The sequence below is a fragment of the Goodfellowiella coeruleoviolacea genome, assembly GCF_024171785.1.
GTDB lineage: Bacteria > Actinomycetota > Actinomycetes > Mycobacteriales > Pseudonocardiaceae > Goodfellowiella > Goodfellowiella coeruleoviolacea.
In genome coordinates this window covers 92112-104837 of sequence record NZ_JAMTCK010000006.1, presented here as the reverse complement: position 1 = coordinate 104837, position 12726 = coordinate 92112, and the positions used below count along the sequence as shown (strand labels likewise).

Annotated in this window: 13 protein-coding genes; 7 read left to right on the top strand and 6 right to left on the bottom strand. The window is 72.9% G+C overall.

Annotated elements, in window-relative coordinates; all coding sequences use genetic code 11:
* The first annotated feature begins 65 nt into the window (after positions 1 to 65).
* Entirely contained in the window at positions 66 to 1259 is a 1194-nt protein-coding gene (locus LX83_RS14285) for an FAD-dependent monooxygenase (protein ID WP_253771385.1), read from the top strand.
* Between the two features lie 71 nt (positions 1260 to 1330).
* Here LX83_RS14285 and LX83_RS14280 read toward each other — a convergent pair whose 3' ends face one another.
* From LX83_RS14280 to LX83_RS14265, 4 genes are all read right to left on the bottom strand, one after another.
* Positions 1331 to 1660: an FKBP-type peptidyl-prolyl cis-trans isomerase gene (locus tag LX83_RS14280; protein ID WP_253771383.1), complete on the bottom strand. Its 330-nt coding sequence runs from the start codon at positions 1658 to 1660 to the stop codon at positions 1331 to 1333.
* 75 nt (positions 1661 to 1735) lie between these two features.
* Positions 1736 to 2098: a DUF1330 domain-containing protein gene (locus tag LX83_RS14275; RefSeq protein WP_253771381.1), complete on the bottom strand. Its 363-nt coding sequence runs from the start codon at positions 2096 to 2098 to the stop codon at positions 1736 to 1738.
* Positions 2099 to 2271: 173 nt separating this feature from the next.
* A complete protein-coding gene (locus LX83_RS14270) occupies positions 2272 to 2571 on the bottom strand; it encodes a putative quinol monooxygenase (RefSeq protein ID WP_253771379.1) in 300 nt (99 codons plus the stop codon).
* Positions 2572 to 2609: 38 nt separating this feature from the next.
* The gene (locus tag LX83_RS14265) at positions 2610 to 3665 is read right to left on the bottom strand and encodes an aldo/keto reductase (protein WP_253771377.1); all 1056 of its coding nucleotides are present in this window, start codon (positions 3663 to 3665) and stop codon (positions 2610 to 2612) included.
* A 139-nt stretch (positions 3666 to 3804) separates the two neighbouring features.
* Here LX83_RS14265 and LX83_RS14260 point away from each other — a divergent pair, with 139 nt between their 5' ends.
* The gene (locus tag LX83_RS14260) at positions 3805 to 4698 is read left to right on the top strand and encodes a helix-turn-helix transcriptional regulator (protein WP_253771375.1); all 894 of its coding nucleotides are present in this window, start codon (positions 3805 to 3807) and stop codon (positions 4696 to 4698) included.
* Here LX83_RS14260 and LX83_RS14255 read toward each other — a convergent pair.
* Complete coding sequence (locus tag LX83_RS14255; RefSeq protein ID WP_253771373.1) at positions 4695 to 5666, bottom strand: aldo/keto reductase; 972 nt, start codon at positions 5664 to 5666, stop codon at positions 4695 to 4697. The genes LX83_RS14260 and LX83_RS14255 overlap by 4 nt on opposite strands.
* 349 nt (positions 5667 to 6015) lie before the next feature.
* On the opposite strand from LX83_RS14255, the gene LX83_RS14250 reads away from it, so the two are divergent.
* From LX83_RS14250 to LX83_RS14230, 5 genes are all read left to right on the top strand, one after another.
* Complete coding sequence (locus tag LX83_RS14250) at positions 6016 to 6798, top strand: cytochrome c biogenesis CcdA family protein (protein WP_253771371.1); 783 nt, start codon at positions 6016 to 6018, stop codon at positions 6796 to 6798.
* Complete coding sequence (gene resB / locus LX83_RS14245) at positions 6799 to 8424, top strand: cytochrome c biogenesis protein ResB (RefSeq protein ID WP_253771369.1); 1626 nt, start codon at positions 6799 to 6801, stop codon at positions 8422 to 8424.
* Positions 8424 to 9452: a c-type cytochrome biogenesis protein CcsB gene (gene ccsB, locus LX83_RS14240; RefSeq protein WP_253771367.1), complete on the top strand. Its 1029-nt coding sequence runs from the start codon at positions 8424 to 8426 to the stop codon at positions 9450 to 9452. The genes resB and ccsB overlap by 1 nt, the downstream gene beginning before the upstream one ends.
* Before the next feature lie 163 nt (positions 9453 to 9615).
* On the top strand, positions 9616 to 11094 hold the full coding sequence (locus LX83_RS14235) for a MinD/ParA family ATP-binding protein (RefSeq protein WP_407649561.1): 1479 nt from the start codon (positions 9616 to 9618) through the stop codon (positions 11092 to 11094).
* A 19-nt stretch (positions 11095 to 11113) separates the two neighbouring features.
* Positions 11114 to 12253: a low temperature requirement protein A gene (locus LX83_RS14230; protein WP_253771365.1), complete on the top strand. Its 1140-nt coding sequence runs from the start codon at positions 11114 to 11116 to the stop codon at positions 12251 to 12253.
* Between the two features lie 200 nt (positions 12254 to 12453).
* Here LX83_RS14230 and LX83_RS14225 read toward each other — a convergent pair whose 3' ends face one another.
* The gene (locus tag LX83_RS14225) at positions 12454 to 12630 is read right to left on the bottom strand and encodes a hypothetical protein (RefSeq protein WP_253771363.1); all 177 of its coding nucleotides are present in this window, start codon (positions 12628 to 12630) and stop codon (positions 12454 to 12456) included.
* Positions 12631 to 12726 lie beyond the last annotated feature (96 nt).

Genomic DNA, 12726 nt, shown 5'->3' with positions numbered 1-12726 from the left:
ACACCGTATCCGTCGGACACAGTTTCGGTCCGGTTCGCACCCCTCTCGCCCCGAGGCAGGCATCGATGAGCACTTCCCCACTGCACGGCGTCCGCGTCCTGATCTCCGGTGCTGGCGTGGCCGGACCGGCCCTGGCCTGCTGGCTGACCCGCTACGGCGCCGAGACCACCGTGGTCGAGGTCGCGCCCGCGCCGCGCACCAGCGGGTTCGCCGTGGACTTCCGCGGCCCCACCCACCTGGGCGTGCTGGCCAGGATGGGCGTGCTCGACGAACTGCGCGGCCTGCAGACCCGCGGCGGCGCCATGAGCTTCGTGGACGAGCACGACCGGGAGATCTTCGGGCTGCCCGCCGAGTTCGCCGGCGGCGACATCGAGGTGCACCGCCGCGACCTGTCCCGGGTGCTGCACGAGCACAGCGCCGACCGGGCCGAGTACCTGTTCGGCGACACCGTCACCGGGCTGCGCGAGCAGGCCGACGGCGTGCGGGTGGACTTCGCCAGGTCCGCCTCCCGCACGGTCGACCTGGTGATCGGCGCGGACGGGATGCACTCCACCGTGCGCCGCCTGGTCTTCGGCCCGGAGGCGCGGTTCGTCCAGCACCTCGGGTTCTACCTGGCCGGCTGGGACCTGCCCGACGACCAGCGGTTGCGCGCCACCGCCACGGCCCGGGTGTACACCGAGCCGGGCCGGATGGCCAGCGTCGCCGCTGACCAGCGCACCCCAGGGCGGGCCGGCACGCAGGTCGTGTTCGCCGCACCGCGACTGGACTACGACTGGCACGACATCGACCAGCAGAAGAAGCTGGTCGCCGACGCCTGCCAGGGCATGGGCTGGCACGTGCCGCACCTGCTGGCCACCCTGCGCGAGGCCGACGAGCTGTACTTCGACTCGATCAGCCGGGTCACCGCGCCGGCCTGGACCAGTGGCCGGGTCGCCCTGCTCGGCGACGCCGCGTGGGGCGTCACCCTCGGCGGCATGGGCGTGGGCACGGGGATTGTCGGCGCGTACGTGCTGGCCGGTGAGCTCGCCGCCGCTCGGGGCGCGCACCGCACCGCGTTCGCCGCCTACGAGCGGCGCATGCGCGGCTACGCCGGCCGGTGGCAGCGCGGGGCCAACCCCGGCCAGTTCCTCGCGCCGCCCACCGCCACCCGGCTGCGGCTGCGCAACACCGTGCTGTCATCCCGGCTGGGCAGGTGGGCGCTGATCGCCAGCAGCAACTCCCTGGCCAAGGACGCCGCCCTGCCCGAGTACCGGTTCTGACCGGAACCGCTGGTGGCGGGTCCGGTGGGACCGGCACCGCCGACCCCACCGGGATGTTCCGCGGGTCGCGCTCAGCCGACGCCGAGCAGCTCCACCTCGAAGACCAGGGTGGCGCCACCCGGGATCACGCCGGGGAAACCGCGGTCGCCGTAGCCGAGGTGGGACGGCACGGTCAGCTTGCGCAGGCCGCCCACGCGCATCCCGGCCACGCCCTGGTCCCAGCCCTTGATCACGTGACCGGCACCGAGCGGGAACTCGAACGCCTCGCCGCGGTCGCGGGACGAGTCGAACTTCTTGCCGTCGGTGAGCGTGCCCACGTAGTGCACGCGCACGGTGTCGCCGGACTTGGCCTCGGCGCCCTCGCCGACCTTGATGTCCTCGATCTGCAGCTCGGCTGCCATGTGGTCCTGCTTTCCTGCTGACTACTGGTTCACCCGCTATCCGACCACACGGCCCCGGGTCGGGCGCGCCGCGCCCTACCGGTCCGCGGCGGCAGCGGCGTGCCGCGCGCGCATGGCGGCGGCCGTGGCCGCGGCGTCGTAGTCCGGACCGACCCCGTCGAGCAGGATGAGCGAGCCGGGGAGGTGCCGGGTGCGCAGTGGCTTGATCTCCTGGTAGGCCGGCGAGTCGTACCAGGCGCGGGCCGCGGCCATGTCCGGGAAGGCGACCATCACCAGGTCCCCGGTCCACGTCCCCTCCCACACGTGCGGGGTGGCGCCGCCGTGCACGATGAACCGGCCGCCGAACGGGGCGAAGGTGCCCTGGACGCGCTCCATGTACTCGAACACCTCCGGGTGCGGCTCCCCCTGCTGCAGGTGCGCGATCACGTAGGCGGTCATGGTTCCTCCTGACGGGCGTGCCGAGTGGGGCGGCGACCACCGCGTTGTCGCTGGTGGCCGCCGTGTTGCCGCAATCCTGCTGGCCGGTCGGCCAGCTGTCGATTACCCGCCGGGTAATGCCGGACCCCGCGCTGCCCGGTTCCGCGCGGTTCGGTTCCGCACGGTTCGGTTCCTCACTGCTCGGGGGGAGCCGCGACGAGCTTCTGGATGGTCATCGGCTCGGCCAGGATGCCCGCCAACACCTCGCTGACGTGGGCGAAGTGCGGGGTGGCGAAGTGGTCGGCCAGGGCGGCGGCGCCGGTCCACCGCTCCACCACCACCATCCGGGCCGGCTGGTTGGGGTCGGCGTAGGGGCGGTAGGCCAGGCAGCCGGGCTCGTCCAGGGACGGCTCGATCATCGCCTCCAGGGCGGTGCGCAGCCGGTCCTCCTGGCCCGGGGTGGCCAGGCACTCGGCGATGACGGTCAAGGACATGGCGGTCTCCTCGCTGGTCGGGGTGGGTGACGAACGGGTCAGGGGCGGGTCGGGCCGGTGCCCGCGCCGGAGGTGGTGATGGCGGCGGCGATGTCGGCCAGGTCGGCGTCGGTCAGCACCAGGCCGGCGCCCGGCGTCCAGCCGTCGACCTGCCCCGGGTGGCGGGCGCCGACGATCGCGCCGGTCACGCCGGGCCAGGCCAGCGTCCAGGCGACCGCCACGGCCGGCACGGTGGTGTCGTGCCGGCGCGCCACCGCGCGCAGCGCGTCGGTGACCACCAGGTTGCGCGCCAGGTTCGTGGTGAAGTCGGGGTGGCCGCGCCGCCAGTCGCCCGCCGGCAGCGCGGCCACCCGTGCCGCGTCCACGGCGCCGGTGAGCAGGCCGGACTGCATGGGCTGGTAGACGATCACCCCGGTGTCGTGCGCGGCACTCCAGGCGATCTCGGCGGCGGCGCCGCGGTCCAGCGCGGAGAACGGCGGCTGGATGGCGTCCACGTGGGCGACCCGCTCGGCCCGCTCCAGCTCGGCCACCCCGTGGTTGGACAGGCCGATGGCGCGCACCTTGCCCGCCCGCTTCAGGTCGGCCATGGTCTGCCAGTACTCCTCCAGCGGGGTGGCGCCCACCGGCGGCGCGGTGTCCTCGCCGCCCCAGATCAGCAGCTGGCCGTCACCGGGGTAGTGCACCTGGTACAGGTCGATGTGGTCCACGCCCAGCCGGCGCAGCGAGTCCTCCAGCTCCCGCCGCACACTGGCCGGGCTCATCAGCTTGCGCGGCGGCACGTTCCGCTGGTTCGGGTCCGCCCAGACCAGGCCGAGCTTGGTGAACAGGTAGGGGCGGTCCGCCTCGGGCAGGCCGGCGACGGCCTTGCCGACCACCTCCTCGGAGTGGCCCAGCCCGTAGGCGGCGGCGGTGTCGATCCAGTTCACGCCGGCCGCGACCGCGTGCCGGATGGTGGCTATCGAGTCGGCGTCGTCCTGCGGACCCCAGGCGTACTGCCAGTCGCTGCCGCCCATGGCCCAGGCACCCAGCCCGGTGGTGGAGATCGCCATGCCGGTGGTGCCCAGCTGCCGGGTGGTCAGGTTCGTCGTGGTCATTCTCGTTGCTCCTGCCGAGTGGGTGGTTCGTTCGGTGAGCACAACCCTGCCGGCGGGCGACCGGTCCACCCAGTGCCAGCGCGTGCCTGGGCACGGCATGACCAGGCAGGGCCGGTCAGCGGCCACGGATACTGGGCGCATGGCACTGGATCGACGCGCCGAACTGGGCGAGTTCCTCAGGTCCCGGCGGGCCCGGCTGCGGCCGGAGGAGCTGGGGCTGCCCGACTACGGCGGGGCCCGGCGGGTTCCCGGGCTGCGCCGCGAGGAGCTGGCCCGGCTGGCCGGCGTGAGCGTCGACCACTACGTGCGCCTGGAACAGGGCCGCACCCTGCACTTCTCCGCGGCGGTGCTGGACGCGGTGGCCCGCGCGCTGCGCCTGTCCGACGCCGAGCGCCAGCACCTGTACCGGCTGGCCCGCCCGTGGCCGGGCCCGGACCGCGCGGACAGCGCGCCCGAGCCGCAGCGGGTGCGGCCCGGGCTGCGCCGGCTGCTGGACTCGGTCGGCGAGGTGCCCGCCTACATCGTCGGCCGCAACACCGACGTGCTGGCCTGGAACCGGCTGGCCGCCGCGCTGATCACGGACTTCGGCGCGCTGCCGCCGCGCGAGCGCAACCTGGCCCGGCTGGTGTTCCTGGACGAGGGCATGCGCGCGCTGTACGCGGACTGGCGCGGCAAGGCCAGTGACGTGGTGGCCTACCTGCGGCTGGACGCCGGCCGCCACCCGGGCGATCCGAGCACCGCGACCCTGGTCGCCGAGCTGTCCTCGGCCAGCCCGGAGTTCCGCGAGGTGTGGGCGGAACACCAGGTCAAGGACAAGACCCACGGCCGCTACCGCTACCGGCACCCGGTGGTCGGCGAGCTGGAGCTGGGCTACGAGACGCTGCGCTTCCCGGACGACCCGGACCAGGCGCTGATCGCGCACACCGTGGCCGAGGGCTCACCCGCGCAGACCGCGCTGCGGCTGCTGGTGGCCTGGTCCGAGCAGACCACGCTGGTCACCGCCGCTCCGCCCGGGGGAACCGGCGACGGCTAGGCGTCCTGCGGGTAGCGCGCGCCCGCGGCGGCGCCGGCCGGCACCGCCCGCTCGATCGCGGCCAGCTCCTCCGGGGCCAGCCGCAGGTCGGCGGCTGCCAGCGACTCGGCCAGCCGGTCCCGGCGGCGCGCGCCCACCAGCGGCACGATGTCCTCGCCCCGGGACAGCACCCAGGCGATCGCCACCTGGGCGGTGGTGGCGCCGCGTGCCTCGGCGATGCCGCGCAGCGACTCGACCAGCTCCAGGTTGCGCGCGAGGTTCTCGCCCTGGAAACGCGGGGTGATGCCGCGGTAGTCGCCCTCGGTCAGGCGCCGCTCCGGTGACCAGTGCCCGGACAGCAGGCCCCGGGACAGCACGCCGTAGGCGGTGATGCCGACGCCCAGCTCCCGGCAGGTCGGCAGGATCTCCGCCTCGATGTCCCTGGTCAGCAGCGAGTACTCGATCTGCAGGTCGACGACGGGGTGGACGGCGTTGGCGCGGCGCACGGACGCCGCGTCCACCTCGGACAGGCCGATGTGCCGCACGTACCCGGCCCGCACCAGGTCGGCGATGGCGCCCACGGTGTCCTCGATCGGCACGGCCGGGTCCAGCCGCGCCGGCCGGTAGATGTCCACGTGGTCGGTGCCCAGCCGGCGCAGCGTGTAGGCGAGGGCGTTGCGCACCGCCGCCGGCCGCCCGTCCTGCCCCAGCCACTCGCCGTCCGGGCCGCGCAGCGCCCCGAACTTCACGCTGAGCACCACCCGCTCCCGGTCCCGGCCGCGCAGCGCCTCGCGGATCAGCAGCTCGTTGTGGCCCATCCCGTAGAAGTCGCCGGTGTCGAGCAGGGTGACGCCGGCGTCCAGCGCGGCGCGGACGGTGGCGATGCCCTCCTGCTCGTCCGCCGGCCCGTACAGGTCCGACATGCCCATGCAGCCCAGGCCCAGCGCGGGCACCTCCGGCCCGGTGGCGCCAAGACGACGCGTCTCCATGTGGTGCTCCTCTCCTCCTGCCTCGCATGACAGATGTCAGTGTTTGTCACCCCGCTTGGGGGGTGCAAGCGGGCCGCCCCGCGCGCCGGTCACCCGAACGGGCCTGCTGGAACGCCCGACTCGCGCACGCCGAACGCCCGACTCGCGCACGCTGAACGCCCGACTCGCGGGGTTTGCACAGTCGACTCGCGCGGTTGCGAACGCGAAATCACCGGCTGCGGGCTGATCGGGTGGTATGTGTGTGGCACCCCGCCGCGCCGGCTCAGGGCGGTCGCGGGTTGTGAGCCACGGCGCTCCTGGGGTATGCCGGTGCTCGCCCGCCCGAACGCGGTACCTACCCTCAGTACCCGTGGACCCCATCACCCAGTACGCCATCTCGGGGCCGCTGCTGCTGGCCACCGGATTGGCGTTACTCGCAGGGACGGTCTCCTTCGCGTCCCCCTGCGTGATGCCGCTGGTCCCCGGTTACCTCGCCTACCTGGCCGGCCTGGTGGGCGCCGAGGCCCCCGCCGTCAGCACCGCGGAGCGGCGGCGCGGCACCGGCCGGGGCCGGGTGGCCGGCGCGGCCGGGCTGTTCGTGCTCGGGTTCACCGCGGTCTTCGTCGCCGGCACGGTCGGCGTGCTCGGCCTGACCGACGTGCTGTACCTCAACACCCCGCTGCTCCAGCGCGTCGGCGGGGTGGTCACCATCGCCATGGGCCTGGTCTTCATCGGGCTGATCCCGGTGTTCCAGCGCGACCTGCGGATGCACCGGGTGCCCAGGGCCGGCCTGGTGGGCGCGCCCCTGCTCGGCGCGGTCTTCGGCCTGGGCTGGACACCCTGCCTGGGCCCCACCCTGTCCGGGGTGATGTCCCTGGCCGCCGGCACCGAGATCGGCCCGGCCGCGCTGCGCGGCCTGGTGCTGGCCCTGGCCTACTGCCTGGGCCTCGGCCTGCCGTTCGTGCTGATCGCCCTCGGCTCCCGGTGGGCGCTGCGGGTCACCGGCTGGCTGCGCGCGCACGTGCGCGGCATGCAGATCTTCGGCGGGGTCCTGCTGCTGGTGGTCGGCACGCTGCTGGTCACCGGCGTGTGGGGGATGCTCGTCCGCTGGCTGCAAACCGCCCTGATCAACGGCGTGGGGGTACCGCTGTAGATGAGCACCGACCAGAGCACGCGACCGAGCGCCCAGCACAGCCCGTCCCGGTTCGGCGCGCTGCTCGCCTTCCTGCGCAACACCTGGCGCGGCCTGACCGCCATGCGCACCGCGCTCACCCTGCTGTTCCTGCTCGCCCTGGGCGCCATGCCGGGCGCGCTGCTGCCGCAGCGCTCGCTCAACTCGGCCAAGACCGACCAGTACATCGCCGACCACGGCTGGTGGGGCCGACTGCTGGACCGGCTGCAGTTCTACGACGTCTACTCCAGCGTCTGGTTCTCCGCCATCTACATCCTGCTGTTCACCTCGCTGATCGGCTGCCTGCTGCCGCGCACCGTGGAGTACGCCAGGCAGTTGCGGGCCAAGCCGGTGCTCACCCCGCGCAACCTCGCCCGGCTCCCGCACCACCGGCAGTCCACTGTGGACGCCTCGGCGGACGCGGTGCTGACCGCGGCCAGGACGCGGCTGCGCGGCTGGCGCGTGGCCGAGCACACCGAGGAGGACGGGGCCCGCAGCATCAGCGCCGAGCGCGGCTTCCTGCGCGAGACCGGCAACCTGGTGTTCCACTTCGGACTGCTCGGCATCCTGGTGGCCTTCGCGCTCGGCGGCATCTACAAGTACGAGGGCCACGTGATCGTGCTCGCCAACGGCGGCGAGAACAGCGAGTTCTGCAACTCGGGCGTGGCCAACTACGACTACTTCGTGCCCGGCCTGAGCGTGGACGGCACCCAGCTCAGCCCGTTCTGCGTCAAGGTGAACGGCTTCACCGCCCAGTACCTGCCCACCGGCCAGCCCACCAGCTACCAGGCCGACATCCAGTACCAGGCCGGGGCGGACCTGAGCACCGGCACCTGGCGGCCCTACGACCTGCGGGTCAACTCGCCGCTGCGCACCGCCGGGGACCGGGTCTACCTGCTCAGCCACGGCTACGCCCCCCGGTTCACCGTCACCTACCCGGACGGCACCCAGCGCAGCAACGTGATCCAGTGGGAGCAGGCCGACCCGATCACCCTGCTCTCCAGCGGCGCGACCAAGTTCGACCCGCCCGACACGCCAGACCCCGAGCAGCGGCGCAAGTCCCAACTCGCCATCACCGGCCTGTTCGCGCCCACCGCCGTCTACGACGGCACCGTGCTCAGCTCCTCGTTCCCGGAACTGCGCGACCCGGCCGTCGCCGTGGACATCTACCGGGGCGACCTGGGCAGCGACTCCGGCCGCGGCCAGTCCATCTACTCCATTGACCAGTCCATGGTGGACAGTGGCCGGCTGCAGAAGGTGGCCAGGAAGAACCTGGCGCTGGGCGAGGAGATCACCCTCGACGACGGCACCCGGGTCCGCTTCGACAACGTCGAGCAGTGGGTGTCGCTGCAGGTGTCCCACGACCCCACGCAGAACTGGGTGCTGGTGTTCGCGGTGCTGATGCTGCTGGGGCTGGTCACGTCCCTGGTCGTCAAGCGCCGCCGGATCTGGGTGCGCGTCACCCCGGCCGGCGGATCGGGCGGGTCGGGTCGTACCGTGGTCGAGGTCGGTGGCCTCGCCCGCACCGACCAGGCTGGCTACGGCGAGGAATTCACCAAGGTGGCCGACGAGCTGCTGCGCGCGGCGCGGGCCGGAAGGGAGAGCTGATGCCGGTCGACGAATCGCTCTCGACGTTCAGCGACTGGTCCTACGGCAGCGCGGTCGCCGTCTACCTGCTCGCCATGATCTTCCTGCTCGTCGAGCAGGCGTTCGGCCGGACGGCGCGCGCCGCCGCGGCCGGGCGGACCGCCAGGGCCGCCGCGCTGGTCGGCGCCGGCGCCGGCGGCAGCAGTGTCGTCCAGGCCGACCAGACCGATCAGTCCGATCAGTCCGATCAGGACCGGCCCCGCATCACCCCCGGCGTCGTGAGCACGCCGCAGCGCTCCCGGCCCGAGCGGTTCGGCCGGATGGGCGCGGCGTTGATCGTGCTCGGCGCGCTGCTGCACCTGGGCTCGATCGTGTTGCGCGGATTCGCCGCCGGCCGGGCGCCCTGGGGCAACATGTACGAGTACATGTCCGTGGTCTGCTTCGTGGCCGTGGGCACCTGGCTGGCGCTGATGCGCAAGTTCCCGATCCGCCGGCTGAGCGCGTTCACGCTGCTGCCCGTGGTGGTGCTGATGTTCATCGGCGGCACCGCCCTCTACACCACGGCCGCGCCGGTGCAGCCCTCGCTGCAGTCCTACTGGCTGGTGGTGCACGTGTCCGCCGCGGCCAGCGGGTCCGGTGTGCTGCTGGTGCCGGGCGTGGCCAGCCTGCTGTACCTGGCCAGGAAGGCCAACGAGCGCGACCCGGGCCGGTTCGTGAAGCTGGCCGCCCGGCTGCCCGAGGCCGACCTGCTCGACCGGCTGGCCTACCGCACCACGATCATCGCCTTCCCGGTGTACACCTTCGGCATCTTCTGCGGCGCGATCTGGGCCGAGTCCGCGTGGGGCCGGTTCTGGGGCTGGGACCCCAAGGAGATCGTCGCGTTCGTCGCCTGGGTGGTGTACGCGGCCTACCTGCACGCGCGCGCCACCGCCGGCTGGCGGGGCAACCGCGCCGCCTGGATCAACGTGGTCGGATTCGCCATGACCGTGTTCAACCTGTTCTTCGTCAACCTGGTGACCACCGGCCTGCACTCCTACGCGGGGGTGTGACGCCGCACCGCCGTCGGGGATTTCGGTAACGGCGGGGAAAGGCCCGGCGAAAGCCTTCGTGATATGGCCACCCCGGATCGACCCCGCCGCCTAGGATGACTACCGTCGGCCGTGGTCGGGGAGGTCTCGATCGATCCGCGTCTGCTCAGGGAGGACCCCAGCGGTGACTGGTCGCTACGAGGAGCCTGAGCGGCGGCACAACGTGTCGTGGCAGCCGTCCGGCGGGGCGGACTCGCACAGCCACGGTGTGCCCGGCCAGAGCGCCAACCCCAGCCAGTCCGGGCCGTACCCGGTGGAGACCGGGGCGGCCACACCGGACGCCGCCGGACGCCACCAGGATCCGCCCACCATCCACATGGAACCGGTGAGCGGTGGCGCGTCCGGCCCGTACTCGGTGGGCGGCGGGGCGTCGGGCCCCTACTCGGTCAGCGGCACACCGCAGCCGGCCGACCCGTACGCGGTGAGCGGTGGCGCGTCCGGTCCCTACTCGGTCGGTGGCGGCCAGTCCGGCCCGTACTCGGTCGGCGGTGGACCGTCCGGTCCGTACTCGGCGGATCCGGGCGCGGGCGGGTACCACGTGGACCCGGCGCCGTCCGGACCGCACCAGCAGGTGTACGGGGCCGGCTACCCGGGTGGGCCGGTGCCCGGCGGCGGCCCGCAGCAGTACCCGCAGCAGCCGCAGTACGCGCCGCAGCAGCAGCCGGCGCCGCAGCAGGGCCGGAACACCTCCGCGCAGGAGGTCACCTCGCAGCGGCTGATCAAGCAGGCCAAGCGGCCACCGCAGTCCGGGTGGCGGCGCACCCTCTACAAGGTCAGCGGCGGCATGGTCAACCTCGGCGAGAGCCCGGGCGACCTGCGCCGGCGCGAGCTGATCATGCGGATCAACCAGCCGCTGCGCGGGTGCTACAAGATCGCCATGCTCAGCCTCAAGGGCGGGGTCGGCAAGACCACGACCACCACGACCCTGGGCTCGACGTTCTCGTCGCTGCGCGGTGACCGGGTGATCGCGGTGGACGCCAACCCCGACCGGGGCACGCTGAGCATGAAGATCCCCCGGGAGACCACGGCCACCGTGCGGCACCTGCTGCGCGACGCCAACCGGATCACCAAGTACAGCGACGTCCGGTCCTACACCTCGCTGGGCCCCAGCCGGTTGGAGGTGCTGGCCAGCGAGCAGGACCCGGCGGTGTCCGAGGCGTTCAGCGAGGAGGACTACCGCAAGACCGTCGCGCTGCTGGAGCACTTCTACAACATCGTGCTGACCGACTGCGGCACCGGGCTGATGCACTCGGCCATGCGCGGCGTGCTGGACCTGGCCGACTCGCTGGTGATCGTCTCGTCCGGATCGGTGGACGGCGCGCAGAGCGCCGCGGCCACCCTGGACTGGCTGGACGCGCACGGCTACCGAGACCTGGTGGCCAAGTCGGTCGCGGTGATCAACTCGGTGCGGCCGACCGCGGGCAAAGTGGACTTGACCAAGCTGGCCGCGCACTTCGGCGCGCGCTGCCGGGCGGTGTGCCGGATCCCGTTCGACCCGCACCTGGAGGAGGGCGCGGAGATCGAGCTGGACCAGCTCGCCCCGGAGACCAGGCTGGCGCTGCTGGAACTGGCCGCCACGGTCGCGGCCGACTTCCCCAGCTGAGGGGCGTCAGGCAACACTGATGGACGTCTCCACCCAGCGGGCGAGCGCCACCCCCGCGCGCTCGGCGACCCGCGACCCGGCCAACACCGGCGTCAGCACCATCGAGCTGTTCTTCGACCTGGTGTTCGTCTACACCGTGGGCTGGCTGAACACGGTGCTGGTCGACCAGTTCGACCTGGTCGGCCTGGCCAGGATGACGCTGCTGCTGGCCGTGCTGTGGTGGATGTACGGCGGGTACGCGTGGTCCACCAACGCGGTGCCGCCGGTGCGGGCGCGCAGCCAGGCGCTGCTCGTGCTGGGCATGGCCGGTTTCCTGGTCGCCGCGCTGGCCGTGCCGGGCGCGTTCGGGGACAGCGGGCTGGCGTTCGGGCTGGCCTACCTGGTGGTCACCCTGGTGCACATCGCGCTGTTCCTGGCCAACGGGACGACCACGGTCTGGCGCGGCCTGCTCCAGTTGGCACCGTGGAACCTGGCCGCCGCCCTGCTCATCGTGGCCGCCGCCCTGGTGGACGGCCCGCTCCACTGGGTGTTGTGGGTCGCCGCCCCGCTGGTGCTGTGGCTGCATCCGCTGGTGCATCGGGCGGCCGGATTCACCGTCGCGCCAGGACACTTCGTGGAGCGGCACGGGCTGGTGTTGATCATCGCCCTGGGGGAGACCGTCATCGCCATCGGGGTGGGCGCCACCGATCTGCCCGTCGACCTCGGTCTGGTCAGTGTGTCGGTGCTGGCCCTGGGTGTGCTCGCGGCGCTGTGGTGGTTCTACTTCACTGACAACCACCGCTTCGAGGAGGGCATGGCGCGCATCGAGCCCCGTCAGCGCTCCTGGGCGGCCCTCACCGGCTACGGCCACACGTTCCTGCTGCTGCTCGCCGGCCTGATCGTGTTCGCCGCCGGGGTGAAGAAGGCGGTGGCGCACCCCGGTGAGCACCTGTACCTGTCGGCTGCCCTGGCCGTGGGTGGCGGTGCCGCGCTGTACCTGCTGGGGAACCTGCTGCTGCGGTGGATCCTGGGGCTGCGGCCGACGGTGGTCCGGGTGGCGGCTCCGCTGCTGGCGTTGGCCACCACGGTGGTCGGCGCGGCCGGTAGTGGTCTGGCCCAGTTGGGGACGCTGCTGGCGGTGCTGGTCGCGGCCATGCTCGCCGAGGTGCGCCTGCGCTAGCCGCCAGCGGGGGCCGGGTCGTCAACCGAGGACGGCGTTGGCAACCGAGGACGGCGTTGTCAACCGAGGTATGGCCGAAACCCCCGAGTTGTCCACAGGCACCGCGGTTGTCCACAGGTGCGGGCCACGGCCTGTTGTGCACGGGGGAGCGCCGATAGGCTGGACCCGGGGTCGCCCCCCTGGGAGGGCGGGGGCTGCGCTCAGGTCTCGTCGTCGTCGCGCCGCCGGGTCTGCTCACCCAGCCGGCGCAGGAACTCGGGGTCGTCGTCCGGTGCGATGGTGGGCCGGGTGGCCACGCCAAGGCGTTCCGGGCCAAACGCTCGCCAGAGCAGTATGGCCACGGTGAGCGCACCAATCGCCGCCAACACGTACAACATGGCCGCCACCTCCTCAGGTTCCCGCACCCCTGAGGTTAACCCCCAGCGGGGAAAGAGCGGGTGAGGCCATCCTGTCGGGCACGGCCTTGCACACTG